This window comes from Flavobacterium psychraerolatum (genome assembly GCF_025960985.1).
In the GTDB taxonomy this organism is placed as follows: domain Bacteria; phylum Bacteroidota; class Bacteroidia; order Flavobacteriales; family Flavobacteriaceae; genus Flavobacterium.
Genome location: NZ_JAOQMX010000020.1, coordinates 1 through 19630, shown reverse-complemented (window position 1 = coordinate 19630; position 19630 = coordinate 1). Strand labels below are relative to the sequence as shown.

General features: G+C 34.6%; 15 protein-coding genes, 4 tRNA genes and 1 pseudogene. 11 read left to right on the top strand and 9 right to left on the bottom strand.

The genetic code is table 11. From position 1 onward, the window contains the following. Positions 1 to 5: 5 nt before the first annotated feature. Complete coding sequence (locus M2326_RS09130) at positions 6 to 686, bottom strand: Crp/Fnr family transcriptional regulator (RefSeq protein WP_264619254.1); 681 nt, start codon at positions 684 to 686, stop codon at positions 6 to 8. Between the two features lie 108 nt (positions 687 to 794). Here M2326_RS09130 and M2326_RS09125 point away from each other — a divergent pair, with 108 nt between their 5' ends. The 9 genes from M2326_RS09125 to M2326_RS09085 all read left to right on the top strand — a co-directional run bounded on the left by M2326_RS09125 (position 795) and on the right by M2326_RS09085 (position 11648). Further along, positions 795 to 3197, top strand: a complete 2403-nt coding sequence (locus M2326_RS09125; protein WP_264619253.1) for a heavy metal translocating P-type ATPase — start codon at positions 795 to 797, stop codon at positions 3195 to 3197. Between the two features lie 123 nt (positions 3198 to 3320). After that, entirely contained in the window at positions 3321 to 3512 is a 192-nt protein-coding gene (gene ccoS / locus M2326_RS09120; RefSeq protein ID WP_264619252.1) for a cbb3-type cytochrome oxidase assembly protein CcoS, read from the top strand. 2 nt (positions 3513 to 3514) lie between these two features. Continuing rightward, positions 3515 to 5692 (top strand): cytochrome-c oxidase, cbb3-type subunit I, encoded by a 2178-nt coding sequence (gene ccoN / locus M2326_RS09115; protein WP_264619251.1) that lies wholly within the window; start codon positions 3515 to 3517, stop codon positions 5690 to 5692. Positions 5693 to 5800: 108 nt separating this feature from the next. After that, positions 5801 to 5980: a CcoQ/FixQ family Cbb3-type cytochrome c oxidase assembly chaperone gene (locus tag M2326_RS09110; protein WP_264619250.1), complete on the top strand. Its 180-nt coding sequence runs from the start codon at positions 5801 to 5803 to the stop codon at positions 5978 to 5980. An 18-nt stretch (positions 5981 to 5998) separates the two neighbouring features. Continuing rightward, positions 5999 to 6904, top strand: a complete 906-nt coding sequence (locus M2326_RS09105; protein WP_264619283.1) for a cbb3-type cytochrome c oxidase N-terminal domain-containing protein — start codon at positions 5999 to 6001, stop codon at positions 6902 to 6904. Between the two features lie 23 nt (positions 6905 to 6927). Continuing rightward, positions 6928 to 8346 (top strand): cytochrome c oxidase accessory protein CcoG, encoded by a 1419-nt coding sequence (gene ccoG, locus M2326_RS09100; protein ID WP_264619249.1) that lies wholly within the window; start codon positions 6928 to 6930, stop codon positions 8344 to 8346. A gap of 83 nt (positions 8347 to 8429) precedes the next feature. Next, the gene (locus M2326_RS09095) at positions 8430 to 8930 is read left to right on the top strand and encodes a FixH family protein (RefSeq protein WP_264619248.1); all 501 of its coding nucleotides are present in this window, start codon (positions 8430 to 8432) and stop codon (positions 8928 to 8930) included. A gap of 57 nt (positions 8931 to 8987) precedes the next feature. Continuing rightward, positions 8988 to 9689, top strand: coding sequence for a sulfite exporter TauE/SafE family protein (locus M2326_RS09090; protein WP_264619247.1), 702 nt, complete (start codon positions 8988 to 8990; stop codon positions 9687 to 9689). 309 nt (positions 9690 to 9998) lie between these two features. After that, positions 9999 to 11648: a sulfatase gene (locus M2326_RS09085; RefSeq protein WP_264619246.1), complete on the top strand. Its 1650-nt coding sequence runs from the start codon at positions 9999 to 10001 to the stop codon at positions 11646 to 11648. Positions 11649 to 11801: 153 nt separating this feature from the next. On the opposite strand, the gene hemN is transcribed toward M2326_RS09085, so the two are convergent. Both hemN and M2326_RS09075 read right to left on the bottom strand, forming a co-directional pair. After that, entirely contained in the window at positions 11802 to 13166 is a 1365-nt protein-coding gene (hemN, locus tag M2326_RS09080; protein WP_264619245.1) for an oxygen-independent coproporphyrinogen III oxidase, read from the bottom strand. 193 nt (positions 13167 to 13359) lie between these two features. Continuing rightward, entirely contained in the window at positions 13360 to 15294 is a 1935-nt protein-coding gene (locus M2326_RS09075) for a DUF349 domain-containing protein (protein ID WP_264619244.1), read from the bottom strand. Positions 15295 to 15890: 596 nt separating this feature from the next. Here M2326_RS09075 and M2326_RS09070 point away from each other — a divergent pair. Beyond that, a complete protein-coding gene (locus M2326_RS09070) occupies positions 15891 to 17039 on the top strand; it encodes a formylglycine-generating enzyme family protein (RefSeq protein WP_264619243.1) in 1149 nt (382 codons plus the stop codon). A gap of 329 nt (positions 17040 to 17368) precedes the next feature. On the opposite strand, the gene M2326_RS09065 is transcribed toward M2326_RS09070, so the two are convergent. The 5 genes from M2326_RS09065 to M2326_RS09045 all read right to left on the bottom strand — a co-directional run bounded on the left by M2326_RS09065 (position 17369) and on the right by M2326_RS09045 (position 18613). After that, positions 17369 to 17929, bottom strand: coding sequence for a DUF6642 family protein (locus M2326_RS09065; RefSeq protein WP_264619242.1), 561 nt, complete (start codon positions 17927 to 17929; stop codon positions 17369 to 17371). A gap of 214 nt (positions 17930 to 18143) precedes the next feature. Then, positions 18144 to 18216: transfer RNA gene (locus M2326_RS09060), tRNA-Lys, on the bottom strand. A 91-nt stretch (positions 18217 to 18307) separates the two neighbouring features. Next, positions 18308 to 18390, bottom strand: a tRNA-Leu gene (locus M2326_RS09055). A 38-nt stretch (positions 18391 to 18428) separates the two neighbouring features. Continuing rightward, positions 18429 to 18501, bottom strand: a tRNA-Lys gene (locus tag M2326_RS09050). A gap of 39 nt (positions 18502 to 18540) precedes the next feature. Next, positions 18541 to 18613 (bottom strand) — tRNA-Lys (locus tag M2326_RS09045). Positions 18614 to 18738: 125 nt separating this feature from the next. On the opposite strand from M2326_RS09045, the gene M2326_RS09040 reads away from it, so the two are divergent. Further along, the gene (locus M2326_RS09040; protein WP_264619241.1) at positions 18739 to 19254 is read left to right on the top strand and encodes a shikimate kinase; all 516 of its coding nucleotides are present in this window, start codon (positions 18739 to 18741) and stop codon (positions 19252 to 19254) included. Positions 19255 to 19368: 114 nt separating this feature from the next. Here the strand turns inward: M2326_RS09040 and M2326_RS09035 are convergent. Further along, positions 19369 to 19518 (bottom strand): annotated as a pseudogene (locus tag M2326_RS09035) (phosphoribosyltransferase); the annotation flags it as partial. Positions 19519 to 19630: the final 112 nt, after the last annotated feature.

The window sequence follows — 19630 nt, the reverse complement described above, 5'->3', positions numbered from 1 at the left end:
ATGGATTATTCAGCCATTTTTTTTAGGTTGATATAATCCTTAATGATAATTCTTTTGCCATCTAGTTCGATATAGCCTAGTTTTTTGAATTCAGATAGCAAACGTATGCAACTTTCAGTCGCAGTTCCTATCATGCCCGAAAGTTCTTCTCTAGTCAATTGAATGTGTAAAGAACCATCTGGGTTTTTACCAAAATTGGTTTCCAATTCTAATAAGGTTTCTGCTAGTCTCGATTTTACATTTTTTTGAGCCAATGATACCATGTGGTCATCAGATTCTTTCAAATCGCCACAGATTGATTTCATCATGTTCATAGAGAACTGATTGTTGTTGTCAAAAAAACCAAGGATTTCTGTTTTTGGAATAAAACAAACTTGCATGTCTTCTAATGCTACTGCACTTAAATTGGCTGGCTCATCACTTATCATTGAACGTTGCCCTATTAGTTCACCTGGTTTCATGAGTTTTACAATTTGATCTTTACCGTTTGCACTTAATTTAGATAATTTGCAAACCCCCTCTTTGATACAGTAAATTCCATTCACGGTTTCACCTTCTGCAAAAAGAGGATCTCCTTTTTTGATGGTGAAAGATGTTTTACATTCTGCAACTTTTAACAATTCAGTTTTGTTAAGAGCTTTGAGGGAACTAAATTCTCTAACGATACATTGTTCACATTTGCCCATTTTAGTCTAATTTTTGAAGATTATCCAAAATTAACAATTTATATGACAAATATCATACTTTAGAGAATATTCATTCAAGAACTTTGCCAAAGGTAAATGAGTAAAATTATGGATACATTAAATTGTTTCCATTGTGGATTAGAGATTATAGAAGCAGAAGAGATTGTTTTTGAGGACAAAAGTTTTTGTTGCAACGGTTGTAAAACGGTGTACGAAATTTTTGCAATTAATGATATGACTTGCTATTATGATTTTGAAAATTCCCCTGGAGCAACCCCTTTAGACATTCAAGGTAAATATGACTTTTTGGATAATGACCAAATAGTTTCTAAACTATTAGAATTTGAAGAAGACCAAACGGCAATTGTGTCATTGAGTATTCCGCATATTCATTGTAGTTCGTGTATTTGGATTTTAGAAAACTTACAAAAATTAGAAAAGGGAATTACTAGTTCGCAGGTTAATTTCAATCAAAAAAAAGTACGTATTGTCTATGATAAGAATGAAGTAAGCTTTAAATCTATTGTACTTTTATTAAGTAGAATTGGTTACGAACCTTATATTAGTTTAGAAAACTACGAGACTGGTACGCAAAATGTTGACCGTTCTCTAACTTATAAATTGGGAGTAGCTTTTTTCTGCTTTGGAAATATAATGTTACTTTCTTTTCCAGAATATTTTGAAGTGGGTGAATTCTGGCTGGATACCTATAAACCTTTTTTTAGAGGTTTGATATTTGTTTTGTCTCTGCCGGCCTTCTTGTATTCTGCCAGTGGCTATTATGTTTCTGCGTACAAAAGTATCAAATCTGGATTATTAAACATTGACGTACCTATCGCTTTGGGAATTATTGTCATGTTTGTACGTAGCGTTGTAGATATAACTTTTGATTATGGGGCTGGTTTTTTTGATAGTTTGACAGGATTAATATTTTTTATGCTTCTAGGGAAATCTTTCCAAATGAAGACCTATAATTTTCTAAGTTTTGAACGGGATTTCAAATCGTACTTTCCAATTGCTATTACTCGTATAGGAGAAGTAAATAAAGAAGAAAATATTCCTGTATACGAAATAATAAAAGGAGATCGCTTGTTAATACGAAATCAAGAATTAATTCCTGTCGACGGAATTTTGATGAGTGAAAGTGCCTCTATCGATTATAGTTTTGTAACCGGTGAAGCCATTCCTGTTACCAAAAAATCGGGTGATAAAATATTTGCAGGTGGAAAACAAATGGGAAAAGTGATCGAAATGCAAGTTTTACATTCGGTTTCTCAAAGTTATTTGACTCAATTGTGGAGTAACGATATATTCCAGAAAACGGTAGAACAAAAACACAAAAGTAGTACTGATACGATAAGCCGATATTTTACACCACTATTACTACTTATAGCATTTGTCTCATTTGTATATTGGATTTTTATTGATACTAAAATTGCCTTTACTGTATTTACTGCAGTTTTAATTGTCGCTTGCCCGTGTGCATTGGCTTTGACGGCGCCATTTACATTGGGTAATATATTGAGAATTGTAGGGAAACAAAAATTTTATCTCAAAAATGCTCTGGTAATAGAACAGTTAGCAGCTGTAGATACCATTGTCTTTGATAAAACGGGTACTATTACTACCAATAAAAAAGCAACTATTACTTATAAAGGTCAAAAAATAAATAAAAATCAACTGGTTTTAATAAAAAATGGATTGCGAGCTTCCAATCATCCATTGAGCCGTATGCTTTATGACTTTTTACCTGAAGCACAAACGATTATAGTAGATGATTTTATCGAAATTACTGGTAAAGGAATTCAGGTTACCTGTAATGGTGTACAAATTCAAATGGGTTCAGCTTCTTTTTGTGACGCTAAGGCTAATGAAGGTACCAATGCCACCATCAAGAATACCTCTGTTCACATAAAAATAGAAGGTGAATATATTGGAGTTTATGAATTCAAAAATCAATACAGAGATGGCTTAGAGCATTTGTTTCAAGATTTAAGTAAAAAATACGAATTGAAAGTACTCTCAGGTGATAATGAAGGTGAAAGAGCAACCTTGGAAACTATTTTGCCAAGAGGTACCGAATTGGTATTCAATCAAAAGCCTGACGAAAAACTTGAATTCATTAAGCGATTACAAGAAGCAGGTAAAAACGTGATGATGGTAGGAGATGGCCTTAATGATGCTGGAGCACTGGCGCAAAGTAATATCGGAATCTCAATTTCTGAGAACGTTAACGTTTTTTCACCCGCTTGCGACGGAATACTTGAAGCTAATGAATTTCAGAAACTAAATTACTTTTTACAACTATCCCAAAAATCGATTTTGGTGATCAAAATGAGTTTTGGATTATCATTACTTTATAATGTAGTAGGACTATCATTTGCTGTAACAGGAAATTTATTACCGTTGGTAGCCGCTATATTGATGCCATTGAGCACGATAACCATTGTTAGTTTTGTAACGATAATGAGCAATTATTATGCAAAAAAAATCAATAGGATAGTGCTTTAACACTATTTCAAATAATGAAATAAATAAAAAAAAAGGAAATATGATTTTCTTTTTTCAAACCATGATAAATGTCATGGTTTGCCCCAAGTACAAAGTATAATTTTGTTAACACAAATTTAAGGTATGAGTGTCATATATATATTAATCCCCATCAGTATAATTATTGCTATAGGCTTTTTTATTGCGTTTATACGGGCAGTAAAAACAGGTCAGTATGATGATGATTATACGCCTTCCGTCAGAATGCTTTTTGACGATGAATTGAAAGTTGAAAATCCAAAATCAAAACAAATAACAGAAGAAAAACAAAATTAATTATGGAAATGCAACAATTTTATTACGATAACAAAATTGTAAAGAAATTCATTTACGCCACTATCATTTTTGGTGTAGTTGGAATGTCAGTAGGGCTTTTGGTAGCCTTCTTTTATCTTTTTCCAAACTTGACTGATGGTATTGCCTGGTTAAGTTATGGTAGGTTAAGACCTTTACATACTAATGCCGTTATTTTTGCCTTTGTAGGAAATGCTTTTTTTGCAGGAATGTATTATTCTATGCAACGTTTACTAAAAGCAAGGATGTATAGTGATTTTTTAAGTAATCTTCATTTCTGGGGATGGCAAGCAATAATTCTAGCAGCTGCGATCACATTACCACTTGGATATAGTAGCTCAAAAGAATATGCCGAATTAGAATGGCCTATTGATATTGCAATAACTATAATTTGGGTAGTTATGGGAATCAATATGATCGGAACGATGATTAAACGTAGAGAGCGTCATTTATATGTTGCAATCTGGTTTTACTTGGCCACTTTTGTAACGATAGCTGTATTGCATATTTTTAATAATCTTGAATTACCTGTTTCAGCTTGGAAGAGTTATTCTGTATATGCAGGAGTACAAGATGCTTTAGTACAGTGGTGGTATGGTCACAATGCTGTAGCCTTTTTCTTGACTACTCCCTTTTTAGGATTAATGTATTACTACGTTCCTAAGGCTGCCAATCGTCCGGTATATTCTTATAGGTTATCAATTGTTCACTTTTGGTCTTTGATTTTTATATACATCTGGGCTGGACCACACCATTTATTATATTCTGCTTTGCCAAACTGGGCTCAGAATCTAGGAGTTGCTTTCTCAATCATGTTATTGGCTCCTTCTTGGGGAGGTATGATTAATGGATTGTTAACCTTGCGTGGTGCTTGGGATAAGGTACGTACAGAACCAGTTTTGAAATTCTTTGTTGTAGCGATTACAGGTTATGGTATGGCTACTTTTGAAGGACCGATGTTATCTCTTAAAAACGTGAATGCAATAGCGCATTTTACCGACTGGATTATTGCACACGTTCATGTAGGTACATTGGCATGGAACGGTTTCATGACTTTTGGTATGATTTATTGGTTGATACCAAGAATGACAAAAAGCAAATTATATTCTTTAAAATTAGCAAATTTCCATTTTTGGATCGGAACGCTAGGAATTATTTTGTACTGTCTTCCAATGTATGTTGCAGGTTTTTTGCAAGCTTCAATGTGGAAACAATTTAATCCAGATGGAACTTTAACTTACGGTAACTTCCTGGAAACAGTAACTCAAATTATGCCGATGTATTTGATGCGTGCTGTTGGAGGAACACTATATTTAATTGGAATGTTTGTATTAGTGTATAACATTATCCAAACTGTAAGACACGGTGAATCTATTGAGGATGAATTGGCCGAAGCTCCTGCTTTGGTCAGAATGAGCAAAGGAAGAGTTAAAGGAGAAAAATTTCACCCTTGGTTAGAAAGAAAACCTATTCAATTGACGATTTTGGCAACTTTAGCTATTTTAATTGGTGGTGTGATACAAATCGTTCCAACGTTAATGATAAAATCAAATATCCCTACAATAGCAAGTGTAAAACCATATACTCCACTAGAACTAGAAGGACGAGATTTATATATTCGTGAAGGTTGTGTGGGTTGTCACTCTCAAATGGTAAGACCTTTCCGTTCTGAGGTAGAACGTTATGGACCACAGTCCAAAGCGGGTGAATTTGTTTATGATCATCCATTTTTATGGGGTTCAAAACGTACAGGACCAGATTTACTTAGAGTAGGTGGTAAGTATAATGACAACTGGCATTTTAACCATTTTTGGAGTCCACAAAGTATATCTGCGGGTTCAATTATGCCAGGATACAAATGGTTGTTTGACAACAAACCAATGGATATCTCTTTAACTCAAAAGAAAATGGAAGCAATGGTTTCTCTAGGAGTACCTTATTCTAAAGCAGAAGTAGCAAATGGTCTTAAAGATTTAAGAACACAAGCGCTTCAAATTGAAGAGAACTTGAAAAATGATCCTGACTTTGTGAAAAGTTATGATGAAAGTAAAAAGAAAGCAGCTGCTAGAGGTGAAAAATTTGTTCCAATGAATGAAAGAGAGATTGTAGCGCTTATTGCTTACATACAAAGATTAGGTACCGATATAAAAGTTAAAGAATAATTTTTTTGAAGTTACTAAGTTGCTAAGATTTTAGGTCGTTAAGTAATAGCTTATCGAATTCACTTAGAATCTTAGAGACTCAGTAGCTCAGAAACTAAAACAAAAAATATGTTCGAACAAATCAAACACAATATGGAAACGATAAATGGGGTATCAATTTACCCCATCTTATCGCTACTAATTTTCTTTTTCTTCTTTGTTGGATTAGCCTTTTGGGTGTTTTCATATAAAAAAGAAAGGATAGAGGAGTTGAGTCAAATGCCGCTGGACGATAAAATAATAAAATAATTTCAAAAATTAAATATGATGAAAAAAATAATTCCTAACTATCTAAGAGTACTTATAACTTTCTTTTTGATTTTTGGTGCGATGGAATTTTTTATAGACTCGGGTGACCGTCCTGCATTTATAAAATTCCCCATAGTCTCTGTATTTTTATTTTTCTTTTTGTTTCTTTTAATAGCTATCGAGATCACGATCAGTGCTATTAATAATATTACCTATAATTTGCTTTCTGATGAAGAAAAAACAAATCTAGCGATAGAAGATCAGTTATCTATAAAAGATAGAGAATGGTACAAAAACATGATGCAAAAATTAACTCGTACCGAATCAATTGATAATGAGGAGGATATTGTTTTGGATCATGACTATGATGGTATCAAAGAATTAGATAATAATTTACCACCATGGTGGGTATATTTATTCTATGCAAGTATTGTTTTTGCAGCTGTATATTTTGTTCGTTTTCAAATAATGGGTGGAGATAATCAAGAAATGGAATTACAAAAAGAATTGGCTCAAGCCAAAATTGATGTTGCAGAATACATGAAAACAGCTCCTGATATGATGGACGAAAAGACTGTGACTTTGTTGACAGATCCAGCAGATTTAGCGATTGGTAAAACTATTTTCACTACCAACTGTGCTGCCTGCCATAGAGCAGATGCAGGAGGGCAAATCGGACCTAACTTGACAGATGATCGTTGGATTTTGGGTGGCGGAATCAAGAATCTTTTCCACACCATTACCAATGGTGGTCGTGATGGAAAAGGGATGATAGCCTGGAAAGGTACCTTAAAACCAAAAGAAATTCAAAAAGTAGCCAGTTATGTACTGTCTCTTAAAGGTAGTAATCCTATAGATCCTAAAGCTCCTGATGGAGAAGTTTGGGTAGAAGATGATGCACCCGCTACACCCGCAGCAAAATAATATTGAAATAAATACCTTATACAATGTCAAACTTACCCAACGAAGCGTTTAGAGATACCATCGGTACTATTGATGATCAAGGAAAAAGAAAATATATTTTCCCTAAAAAACCGTCGGGTAAGTTTTATGATTACCGTAAATGGGTGAGCTATTTTCTATTGATAATATTGGTAGCCAATCCTTTTATAAAAATTAATGGCAATCAATTCATGTTGTTTAATATATTGGAACGTCGTTTCAATATTTTTGGATTTCCATTTTGGCCACAAGATTTTTACATATTTGTCTTGTTTATGATTGTGGGAGTGGTATTTGTGATTTTGTTTACGGTTATTTTTGGGCGAATATTTTGTGGATGGATCTGTCCGCAGACCATCTTTCTCGAAATGGTTTTCAGACGTATCGAATATTGGATTGAAGGCGACAGAGGAGCACAAATCCGACTTCAAAAACAAGAATGGAATACTGAAAAAATCAAGAAAAAAGGACTTAAATGGTCTATATTTCTAATTATTTCCTTTGCCATTGCCAATGTATTTTTGGCTTATGTTATAGGTAGTGATGAATTGTTTCAAATGATTGAGGATGGTCCATTGGAGCACGTTAGTACTTTGATTTCATTATCAATTTTTACAGGTGTATTTTATTTTATTTTCGTTTGGTTTAGAGAGCAAGTTTGTATTATAGCGTGTCCTTATGGCCGTTTACAAGGTGTTTTATTAGACAATAAATCTATTAACGTTGCGTACGATTTTGTTCGCGGTGAAAAAGAAGAAGGTAGAGCCAAATTCAATAAAAAAGAAAATAGAGAAGAAAGTGGAAAAGGAGACTGCATTGATTGCAAACAATGTGTGAATGTTTGTCCTACCGGAATTGATATTCGAAACGGAACACAACTAGAATGTGTCAATTGTACTGCTTGTATTGATGAGTGTGATGTTATTATGGAAAGTGTAGGATTGCCAAAAGGATTGATTCGCTATGCATCTGAAGATGAGATCGAGAAAAAAGCACCGTTTAAATTTACAGCGAGAATGAAGGGATACACTGCTATTCTTGGAATTCTAATCGGAGTTTTAGTAGGGTTATTATTTTTAAGAAACGATGTTGAGGCAACAATATTACGATTACCAGGACAATTATTTCAACATAAAGGTGAAAATATAAGTAACATTTATACTTTCAAAATTATAAATAAAACCAATAATGATTTTAAAGATGTTCATTTTGAATTGGTAGGAATCAAAGGTAAATTAAATATTGTAGGGAAAAAGGAATTCAAAGTACCCAAACAAGGTATGAGTAGCGGAACATTATTTATAGAAATCAATCAGTATTTACTCGAAAAAGACCGAACCAACTTGAAAATAGAAGTCTTTGAGGGTAATCATAAAATAGAAACAGCTACAACTAGTTTTTTAAGCCCTAGAAGTTTTGATTAATCCAGAAACCCCGAAGGGGGATAATAGCAGATTGATAGATTAACTTTCGATAAAAGAACATAAAAATATTAAATATAAAACGCATGAAAAACGATAATACAACCACAACAAATGATGTTTCGCGTTCCCGTTTTAAAATCAATTGGGGAACTGCAATCGTTATTGCCATTGCCTTATTCATGAGTTTTATATTGTACTTTGTGATCAAAGTACAAACAAATTCAAAATATGATAATGAGTTAGTCGTTGAAGAATATTATAAACACGATTCTCATTTTCAAGACGAAATGAAGCGCGTCCAAAATGCCCACGATTTAAAAAACAAACCCACTTTCACAGAATCTACAAAAGGAATTACTGTAGCTTTTCCAGCTGAATTTGAGCAAGCAAAAATAAAAGGAAAAGTGTCCCTCTACAGACCGTCTAACAAGAAGTTTGACTTCGAAATTCCTATTTCGTTTTCAGAATCTAATCCAACTTTACTCATACCTAAATTAAAATTGGTGGACGGTCGTTGGGACATTATTATGGAATGGCAATACGATGGAAAGTTGTATTTGTCAAAGGAAACATTATATCTTTAAAAAGTGTTATGAATTTTTAGTTACAATAACACAAAGCTTTAAATTGATTTTTAAAACATGTTATATACAGCATTTCTATTCGGTTTAATTAGTAGTTTTCATTGCATTGGGATGTGTGGTCCTATTGCGATGATGCTTCCTGTAGACCGAAATAATCCTACCAAAAAAACAATTCAAATCCTAACCTATCATTTAGGGCGTTTAACTGCCTACGGATCTATAGGTTTACTATTCGGAATCTTAGGTCGCGGACTTTTTATAGCCGGTTTTCAGCAAAAATTATCTATTTTTATTGGTATATCCATGATTTTGGTAGTACTTATTCCTGAGAAAAAACTAGCGAAATACAATTTTTCAAAACCAGTATATCGAATTATTTCGGGTATAAAAACCAAATTAGGACAACAATTCAAAAACAAAAGTTACACCTCATTATTTACTATAGGGTTACTCAACGGATTCTTACCCTGCGGTATGGTTTATGTCGCTTTATTTGGTGCCATTGCCATGCAATCGGCCAGTTTAGGAGTCATTTATATGTTGCTTTTTGGCCTAGGCACAGTACCTATGATGAGCGTTGTGGTCTATATCAACTCTTTTCTTACGCTTCCCATTCGAAATAAAATCCAAAAAGTTATCCCCTACGTTGCTATCCTCATCGCCGTTCTTTTTATTCTACGTGGATTAGGACTCGGTATTCCCTATGTTTCTCCAACCAATATTAGTTTATTCGTTCAGGCACAAGCCAATTGCCATTAAAACGTTTTTTAGGAGCAGAAAAATTGCTTACAATTTGTAAATACCGTCCTGCTATCCGCTATATCTTTACTTTTTTAAAGAAAAAAGTAAAGGATACCGCTTCTATCAGGGCTACAAGGAATTTTTATTACCTTTTTTGCAACTATCCTCAAGAATAAAATTACAATTTAGGGCATTGGGTAAATTAGGAACATTAATTGGTAATTTAAAGCAATAAATCTATCTAAATTTTTTACTACTTTGTAAGTTCAAGGATATTCCTTTTTGATATTTGTATAAAGGTCAAAAGCAATTAAAAATTTAAAATAAATGAAAAACAGCATTTTTATTAGCTTTCTTTTGGCTACTGTTGTATGCTCTACAACGGTGCATTCGCAAAAAAAGAAACAACCCAATATTCTTTTTATTGCTGTAGATGATCTTCGTGCCGATTTAGGTTGTTATGATTCTCCAGTAGTATTATCACCAAATATAGATGCTTTGGCAAAATCTGGTGTACTATTTAACCGTGCCTACTGCCAGGAAGCCATTTGTGGACCTTCCCGCGCCAGTGTAATGACGGGAGCACGCCCAGAAACAATCAACGTAATTGATTTATTTCAAGATTTCAGATTGAATGTGCCAAGTATCAAAACCATTCCGCAACACTTTCGTGAAAATGGTTATGAAACTGTTTATACTGGAAAAGTTTTCCACGGAAAATATACAGATGATGCGCTCTCATGGAGCAGAAAACCGGTGCGTGTAAAAGCTAGCGGAGAATCTGAAGAGGTTACTGGAGGATATGCATTGCCAGAAAGTCAGTTAATGTATTTGAAAAATAAAATAGAACTAGAGGCCAAGTACGGCGAAAAAATGATTCGTGAAAACTGGCTTGCAAAAGGTCCAGTTACAGAATGTGCAGATGTTCCAGACGATGCATACGAAGACGGTCAAAATACCAACGCCGCTATTGCGACTCTTAAGGATTTGGTTAAAAATGATAGTAAACCTTGGTTTTTAGGTTTAGGATTTCATAAACCCCATTTGGACTGGATCGCTCCAAAAAAATATTGGGATTTATACGATGAAGATAAAATTCCAATTGCAACCCAGGTAAACCCACCAACAAATGGTGCTTCAATGGGATTGTCACAATCATTAGAAGTTAGAGTAGGGGCAGATGTTCCAAAAACAGATCCTTTCTCACCTGAGTTGCAACGTAGATTGCGTCATGGTTATTATGCGTGTATCAGCTACGTAGATGCACAAGTAGGTAAAATGATACAAGCATTGAAAGATTCTGGCGAATATGATAATACGATTATAGTTTTATGGTCTGACCATGGATTTAACCTTGGAGAAATGGGATATTGGGGAAAAGCAACCAATTATGAACTGGCTACACGTGTCCCTTTTATAATGGTAGCTCCTGGTGTAACCGATAAAGTAAAAGGACAAAAATCAGATGCATTGGTAGAATTGGTTGATATTTTTCCAACTTTAAGTGATTTAGCAGGCCTTAAACGTCCTGAGCATTTGGAAGGACACAGTATAGTTCCAGTGTTGAAAAATCCATCAAAAAAATGGCAAGAAGCAGCATTTAGTTTATTCCCAAATCCAGCAATGCGGGAGTGGGCTGCAAGACCGTTTACACCTCCTTTTAGAAATTCGTTTTTTGCACCTTTAATTAAAAAAATCGAAACTAATATTGAGAACCAGATGGGGGACAAATGGGATCGTAAAGTTTTTGAAGATTTTGTAATGGGGTACGCAATGCGTACAGCACAATATCGTTTGGTAGTATGGAAAGATAGACGCTTTCCTGATAAAGAACCGTTGTTTGTTGAGTTGTATGATCACGATAAGGATGCACAAGAAACTACAAATATTGCAATGGAAAATCCAAAATTAGTAAAGAAATTAATGGTTACGTTCAATGGCGGATGGCAGTCTAGCTTGAAGGGATATAAGAACTAAAGTAGAAATAATATTTGTTTACTATAGAAATGTTAAGAGTAATTCTTTGGGATAGAAAAGACGTTAACATAAGAATTGATTATTTGGTTTTTAGTTGGTTTTAGTTTGATTTTAAAAAGGTGAAAGAGAAATTCTTTCACCTTTTTTTGTATTTTAAATAGTCATCGAAAACAACTGTGTTTGCGGTGCTTTTCGCTTTAAGCGTACATCAAAGGCCATGCAAAGGTTTCGTACATAAGGCATTCCTTTTTCGGTGACATTTAGATGAGTTTTGTGAATGGTTATTAATTCATCTTTTTCCATTTCTGCAAGTTGTGACAGTATTTCTGGAATGGAATCAAAATAGTCTGATTCTGATGTCCATGAAGTTGTAAATTGACACATCAAATTCAAAATATGCTTTCGAACCAGCAGGTCTTCGGTGGATAAAAGGTGACCTCTGTAAACAGGAAGTTCATGCTGCTCAAGTTTTTGATAATACTCTTCGATTGTTTTTACATTTTGGGCAAAACTATACCAGCTATCACTGATAGACGAGACTCCTAATCCTATCATCAATTGTGTTTTTGACGAGCTGTACCCCATGAAATTCCGATGTAAATTACCATTGATAAAGGAGTGGTATAAACTATCCTCTTTTAGTGAAAAGTGATCCATTCCTATTTCATGATAACCATTTTTGGCTAGTAAAGTTTTCCCAATTTCATACAGTTTTCGTTTTTCCTCATCTTTGGGGAGATCTTCATTCTTGAAGCCGCGTTGTCCATTTCCTTTGATCCAAGGAACATGAGCGTAACTATAAAATGCCAAACGGTCAGGTTGTAATGATTTGGTTTTTTCGATAGTATCCACTACATTTTCGATAGTTTGAAACGGTAGTCCAAAAATGAGATCATGACCTATAGAAGTATAACCAATCTCTCTAGCCCATAATGTTACTTTTGCTACATTATGAAAAGGCTGGTGGCGATGGATGGCTTTTTGTACTTTTTCTGAGTAATCTTGAACTCCAAAACTGACACGTCTAAAACCTAAATCATACAATTTTTGCAAATGCTTACGACTGGTGTTGTTAGGGTGACCTTCGAAACTAAATTCATGTTGAGCTGCTTTATCAGCAGTTTTGAAAATTTCGTTGATGAGTAGTTCTAAATTTTCTATTGAAAAAAAAGTTGGTGTTCCTCCGCCCAAATGGATTTCTTTGATAATTGGTCTTTCAGAAAGTAAAGCACAATACATTTTCCACTCTTTTAAAACTGCTAGAATATACGGACTTTCGAGTTGGTGGTTTTTGGTGATTCTCTTGTTGCAACCACAAAAGGTACACAAACTTTCGCAAAAGGGAAGGTGGATGTACAAACTAATTCCCTCATTTGTATTGCTTTCTAGAAATGATTTTTGAAAGGTATTAATCCAATCCTCTGTAGTAAAGCTTGCTTCGTCCCAATAGGGTACGGTTGGATAGCTCGTATATCTTGGTCCAGGAACATTATATTTTTGTAAAAGCGATTTTTTCATTTTCAACTCATTTAGCAATAATCAAAAGTAGTATAGTACTGCTGGTTTAAAAATGATAATTGTCATGTTCAAAAAAAGAGGAAAAATCAAAAATAAAATGTCAATTGAAAAAGTTAAAAGGCATAAAATAAAAGAGGTTAATTTCAAAAATTACTATTTAATTTTTGAAATTAACCTCTAACTTCTAACCTCTCTATTCCTGATTTAGATTACGTAATTGTTCTAGTTTTTCTTTCCAGGTGTCGAGTGTCTCTTTGTGTATAGCGATGTTTTTGCGAACTTCAAGCACAATAGAATTCTCTTTTTTGGCATTTTTGGTATTGGTAAAAAACTGAATGTTATTTTCTAATTGAAAAATTTCATTTTGCACTTCGTCAATTTTACGGATGATAAAAATCTTTTCGTTTTCAATTTTTCGGGTGTCGTTATTTTCGGATAAATTGTCTAGACGATTTGCAAAGCGCATCATATCTCCTTCTTTTTTACTTAAGCTCAATTTATCAAAAAGAGCATCAAGTATTTTGTTGAATTTACCTTCGATATGTCTTCTTTGTTGAGGGACACGTCCAAAACTCTTCCAAGTTTCGATATGCGCTTTAATAGCTTCCAAATCGGCTTTGTGTTCTCCAACCAATTGAAATTCTCTTAGCGATTCCAAATACGTTTTCTTTTTATCAAAAGCTTCAATTTCTTCTGCATTTTCTTCGCTTTTGTGCTCTTTTAATTGATTAAAATAGTGATTACAAGCTGCTTTAAATTCTTTCCAGATTTTGTCCGAATATTTTCTTGGTACGTGACCTACTTGTTTCCATTCCTCTTGAATTTTCTTCATGATAGGTGTGGTTACTGCAAAGTCGGTACTATTTTGTAATTCTACTGCTTTGGCAACCAAAGCATTTTTCTTGGCAAGATTATCGTTTTGATCTTTTTTAATGTCTTTGTAGAACGAATTTTTGAAGGAGTTAAAGTTTCTTACAGCAGTTTTGAAAGCGGCCCATGTTTCTTCATTAACATCTGCTGGAACTTTTCCGGCGTTAAAAAATGCAGTGCGCAAGGCTTCTACTTTTTCAATTTGTAATAACCATAAAGAGTGAGTGCTTACTTTTACAGTTCCTAGTTCTTCAATTTCGGCAATAATTAATTTTTTATTGCTGAGGTTTTCGACTTCGTTTCCTCTTTGTTTTTCAAAAAGTTGTTCTCGTTTGTCGTGAATCTGTTTGGTATAATCGCTAAATTGATTCCAAATGGTATCACGGTGCTCTCTAGATACAGGACCAATATCTTCTTTCCAGATGCGGTGTAAGTCTTGTAATTCTCTAAAAGCTTTGTTGATATCTGCTTCTTCAGCTAGAATAGCAACACGCTCAATAATTTTATGTTTTTGTTCCAAATTATGTTTGAAATCTACATCTCGTGCTTCTCTATCCAAATGCAGGATGTCGTAGAAGTTTTCCACATGAAAATGATAGTTATTCCAAACGTGATTGTATTTATCTTTTGGGATCGGACCAGCTGATTTCCAACGTTCTCTTAATTCATTAAAATGTTTTAAGGTATCTTTGATGTTTTCTTGTGGATTGATAAGCTCTTTTAGCTCCTCAACGATAGCGAGTCTATTTTCAAGATTAGATTTTAGATTGGTTTCTAAACTCTTGAAGTGTGTATTCTTTTTGTTTTTGTATGCTGTATAATGATGGTCAAAAGTTGACTTTAGCGGCAGATGATATTGAAAATCTTCGGTTGTGTCTGGATTTTCATTGTGAAATTCTTCTTTTTTTTCTTCGATAAAATGGTAGTATTTCGCTAAAAATGCTTTTTTAATTTCGTCGATATGTTCCTTGATGGACATTACTTTGTCTGTAGCGACTAGTTTTTGTAGTTCCTCTACAAGAGCTTCCATTGATAATGTGTCATAATCTAATAACGGAATTTCATGACGGTCTCTTAACGTTTCGTCTTCACCTTCTTCTGCATTCGATTCGTCAATTGCATTCAATGCATTTTGATTCACGTTCTCAGCTGTAGCGGGATACGCTTCCACTTCGTTTGAAGTAGGCAATGATTCATTTAAATCGCTATTTAATTTTCCATCTGCATCTTGCAGGTTATCATGTTGTTCTTCTAACATTGGTTCAATGTTTAAGGTTTGTATTATTTGAACACGAAAGATAGTGAAGAGTCGTTGAAAATCAAAACAATTCTTTTGTTTCAGTTTGATTTATGCGAAATTGTTATTGAAATGGTAAATTGTAGGCATGTTGAAAATGTATTTGTCATTCTGTAGGAAATGATGTAAATAGTTGTGTTTTGTTTTTTATCGAAAATGGTAATGCTTGTCTTTTTTTTGAGTTTTAAACCTTTACGCTTTTTTATGGTCTAACTAAAGTAAGATTTAAATAGTGTTATTTTTTAACAATTGAGAAATATTAGAATTGAAACGCTTGTATTGTGAGTCTAGCTGGGTTTGCGTGAGGGATAGAAATGGAAAGCCCACAAACAAGTGTAGCGATAGCGGAACTTGTTGAGGACTTGAAATGTATAGCCCGACCCGTTTTTTTGGCGGGTCACGCCCAAAGGGTACCTCTTACTATGGTCTTTAATCTATGATTTTGCGTTAAAAATGTTAAAAATAGGCCTAAAATATAGGGTATTAGATTATAAATTTGGAACTTTGTTTGTTCTGAATATTTAGAATAGTTATCAACCAAAAAAAAATAGTATCTCGTGAACCACCAACAAAAAAAAACAGGACTGATTGTACTCGCAACTTTATGTGTTTTGGGTATCTCCTATGCAGGATATACTGCTGTAGCCAATAAAAAGGCTAATGCTATTGCACAAGATTGTCAAGATGATCACTCAGTAGAAAGAAGTGCTTTGTATTTGCCGACAGTTGAAAATAAAAATAATAAACCCAACATGGCTGCGCCTGCGGGAATGGTGTGGATTCCAGGTGGTGAGTTCTCGATGGGGAGTGATATCTCTGATGAGAGTTTGTGTAGTGTAAAAGGAATTACCAAAGATGCCTCGCCAATACACCGTGTGTATGTGGATGGATTTTGGATGGATGAAGCAGAGGTTACAAATGATCAATATGCTGCATTTGTAAAGGCTACAGGATATAAAACGGTAGCAGAGATTAAGCCAACAACAGCTGATTTGCCTAATGTTCCTGAAGAATATTTAATTGCGGGTTCGGCAATCTTTAAGCCTACAGCAGCCAAAGTTGATTTGAATAACTTCTTGCAATGGTGGGACTTTGTAGGTGGTACAGATTGGAAACATCCGCTGGGACCATCAAGTGATTTGAAAGACAAAGGGAATTATCCTGTTGTTCATATCGCTTATGAAGATGCCGTAGCATATGCAAAATGGGCAGGGAAACGTTTGGCTACTGAAGCTGAATGGGAGTTTGCTGCTCGTGGTGGAAAAGAGGGGGAGTTATATGCATGGGGAAATACCTTAAAAGTGGATGGTAAGTTCCAAGCTAATATCTATGAAGGAACTTTTCCTGTTGAAAAAGGAGATTCTGGTGAAGATGGATTTGCAGGAATTGCGCCAGTGAAACAATACAAACCAAATGGTTACGGATTGTATGATGTGGGTGGTAATGTTTGGGAATGGGTTCAAGATTGGTACAGTGAAACGTATTACGCCGAGATAAGTAAAGACGGGAAAGTGGTACGTAATCCGCAAGGACCAGAAACGGCTCCTTATGATACCTCTGGAAATAATGAATTAAAACGTGTGCATAGAGGAGGTTCTTTTTTATGTACTAGTGAATATTGCAGCCGTTATATGGTGGGTACTAGAGGAAATGGAGAGATTAAATCGGGTGCAAATCACTTAGGTTTTAGATGTGTGAAACAGTAATTAAAATATTAAAATAGTATATAAGCCTCAAGGACAGTTTGTTCTTGGGGCTTTTTTTTTGATATAAAGGAGAGTTTTAAGGGGGTGATAGGGGGATAGAAGTTGTAGGTAGTTTAATATCGTTTTTTGTTTCGCTTAGAGAAGTTAAAAGGTATTCTTTGTGTGTTTTAAACTTGTGTTTGTTATAAGTATGTTATTCAGTTGAAGGACGTACGGACTAAAGCATTGGTGAGGTTGATTTTTTTAATGACTTTGAGAAGTGTCACTGCGAGGTAGTGGTTTGTTTAGGAACTTTTAGTTTTGATCGGGAAACAACTCCATTCTGGGATTTAGTAGTACAGTCGGAAGTCCAGAAGTTTGCATAAGGCATAATGTTTCTCGTGCAATTCTTCGACAATGGTAATGAAGTCGTCATCCTCTTGGCAGAGATTAAAAAAGGCGTTATCCAGAATTTGACTAGGGAATTGCCTGTTTATAGTCCCGTATCCAGATACGGCGCTTGCGCCTGTAACGTCCAAAAAGTATTGTGCTTCGTCTAACGTTAAGTCTACCAATTTGGTGTTGGCAAAATGTAGAATCTTACCCTTTAATTTTCCTTCGAACAGTTCGGCTATTTCTTCAAAGCTATAGTAGTAATTGTTGAGGCAGATACTATTTGCTTCGCCTGGCATGACCAAATAAATAATCTCATAGTCTTTGAAATGGTGATCATCATAGAGTAGTGCTTGCAGACTTTCTTCAAGCCCTTCTATAGTATCACAAGTTTTGTGTATGCTGGTAATACCTTGATGAAAGGCTAATTTCTCAAGGTTTTCTAATGTTTGGGTAGTATTTTCTATTTCGACGTCTTCAACTGCTTCGAGACAGAATATAAATTTGTCTTGATCCATTTTGGTGTATTAATGCGATTGCTTTTGCAAAAATATAATTTTAGGAGAAATGAAACAATTGGATGGTCTTAAAATAAAGCTAAGTTTGAGGCTATGCAAGAGTTGTTACTTATTTTAGCGAAAATTGAGTGTTGTTTGTTATTATTGCGTTTTAAAATATTATAATCTGGTCTAAAATAAAAAAAGGTTGCTCGAAAAAACGAACAACCTTTTGTGACCCGACTGGGGCTCGAACCCAGGACCCCATCATTAAAAGTGATGTGCTCTACCAACTGAGCTATCGAGTCATTATTATAAAATCTTTAATACCATTTGAAGGTGTACTAAAGTAATCATTCTAGTATCGACATTGTCGTTCCTGTAAGCAGGCTGTAAAAGTGACCACGGTGGGATTTGAACCCACACGCCCTTGCGAGCACCAGCCCCTCAAGCTGGCAAGTCTACCGTTTCTCCACGTGGCCTAAAAGAAAAAGGTTATTCGATTACGAACAACCTTTTGTGACCCGACTGGGGCTCGAACCCAGGACCCCATCATTAAAAGTGATGTGCTCTACCAACTGAGCTATCGAGTCAATGCTAAAGGAAAGAAAATTATTTTGAATCACTGTATGTGACCCGACTGGGGCTCGAACCCAGGACCCCATCATTAAAAGTGATGTGCTCTACCAACTGAGCTATCGAGTCATATTCTTTCCTTGTTGCGGGTGCAAATATAAGGACTTTATTTAGAGTTTTCCAAGAAAAAATGTTTTAAATTTGTCTTTTTTTTAATGTTTTTTTTAAATACTTAATTTGCAATGCTTTAAAATATGAATAAAATAATCTTATTGGGTTATATGGGCTCAGGGAAGTCAACAATTGCCAAATCGTTATCCAAAATACAACAGGTACCTTATGTAGATTTGGATCAATACATAGAGAAAAAAGTTAAAATGACCATCAAAAATATATTTGAGACTAAAGGAGAGATCTATTTTAGGAAATTAGAGCATCAATACTTCGTGGAATTATTAGAGAACGATCAAGATTGCATTATAGGTTTGGGTGGAGGTACTCCGTGTTATGCAAATAATCACGAATTGTTAGTAGGAGAGGGTAGAACCTCTATTTACTTAAAAGCATCAATAGACACCTTATTTGATAGATTGAAGGTAGGGAAAGCCCAACGACCTCTAATCGCTGATAAAACGGATGAAGAAATGAAAGAGTTTATTGCAATACACCTTTTTGAACGTAGTTATTTTTACAACCAAGCGCAACATACTGTAGTGGTAGATCATTCAATTGATCAAATTGTAGCAGATATAGTGGCAATTTTAAAATAAAGGAAATTTAATGGTTATTTTGATTGAATAACTATTAAAGGCTCAAAGGCACTACTATACTTAGTGTCTTTGAGCCTTCGTTTTATATAAGAATTGAAGTAACGCATTTCTAGCTTAATTTAAATAAGCAAGACTTTCGGTATCATCAAACACAACATGAACGTGTTCTAGTAAGGAAGTGGAAAGCGAAATCCCTTTGAAATCCGCTTTTACGGGGTATTTTTTATGATTTCTATCTACAAGTACCGCTATACTTAGTGTCTTTGAGCCTTCGTTTTATGTAAGAATTGAAGTAACGCATTTCTAGCTTAATTTAAATAAGCAAGACTTTCGGTATCATCAAACACAACATGAACGTGTTCTAGTAAGGAAGTGG

What these genes read in the sequence shown, in the direction of transcription:
- M2326_RS09095 (WP_264619248.1), top strand. Translation starts at nt 8,430, where the DNA reads ATGAAAAACGATAATACAACCACAACAAATGATGTTTCGCGTTCCCGT.
- ccoN (WP_264619251.1), top strand. Translation starts at nt 3,515, where the DNA reads ATGGAAATGCAACAATTTTATTACGATAACAAAATTGTAAAGAAATTC.
- ccoS (WP_264619252.1), top strand. Translation starts at nt 3,321, where the DNA reads ATGAGTGTCATATATATATTAATCCCCATCAGTATAATTATTGCTATA.
- M2326_RS09110 (WP_264619250.1), top strand. Translation starts at nt 5,801, where the DNA reads ATGTTCGAACAAATCAAACACAATATGGAAACGATAAATGGGGTATCA.
- M2326_RS09065 (WP_264619242.1), bottom strand. Translation starts at nt 17,929, where the DNA reads ATGGATCAAGACAAATTTATATTCTGTCTCGAAGCAGTTGAAGACGTC.
- M2326_RS09075 (WP_264619244.1), bottom strand. Translation starts at nt 15,294, where the DNA reads ATGTTAGAAGAACAACATGATAACCTGCAAGATGCAGATGGAAAATTA.
- M2326_RS09040 (WP_264619241.1), top strand. Translation starts at nt 18,739, where the DNA reads ATGAATAAAATAATCTTATTGGGTTATATGGGCTCAGGGAAGTCAACA.
- M2326_RS09130 (WP_264619254.1), bottom strand. Translation starts at nt 686, where the DNA reads ATGGGCAAATGTGAACAATGTATCGTTAGAGAATTTAGTTCCCTCAAA.
- M2326_RS09105 (WP_264619283.1), top strand. Translation starts at nt 5,999, where the DNA reads ATGAAAAAAATAATTCCTAACTATCTAAGAGTACTTATAACTTTCTTT.
- ccoG (WP_264619249.1), top strand. Translation starts at nt 6,928, where the DNA reads ATGTCAAACTTACCCAACGAAGCGTTTAGAGATACCATCGGTACTATT.
- M2326_RS09090 (WP_264619247.1), top strand. Translation starts at nt 8,988, where the DNA reads ATGTTATATACAGCATTTCTATTCGGTTTAATTAGTAGTTTTCATTGC.
- M2326_RS09125 (WP_264619253.1), top strand. Translation starts at nt 795, where the DNA reads ATGGATACATTAAATTGTTTCCATTGTGGATTAGAGATTATAGAAGCA.
- M2326_RS09085 (WP_264619246.1), top strand. Translation starts at nt 9,999, where the DNA reads ATGAAAAACAGCATTTTTATTAGCTTTCTTTTGGCTACTGTTGTATGC.
- hemN (WP_264619245.1), bottom strand. Translation starts at nt 13,166, where the DNA reads ATGAAAAAATCGCTTTTACAAAAATATAATGTTCCTGGACCAAGATAT.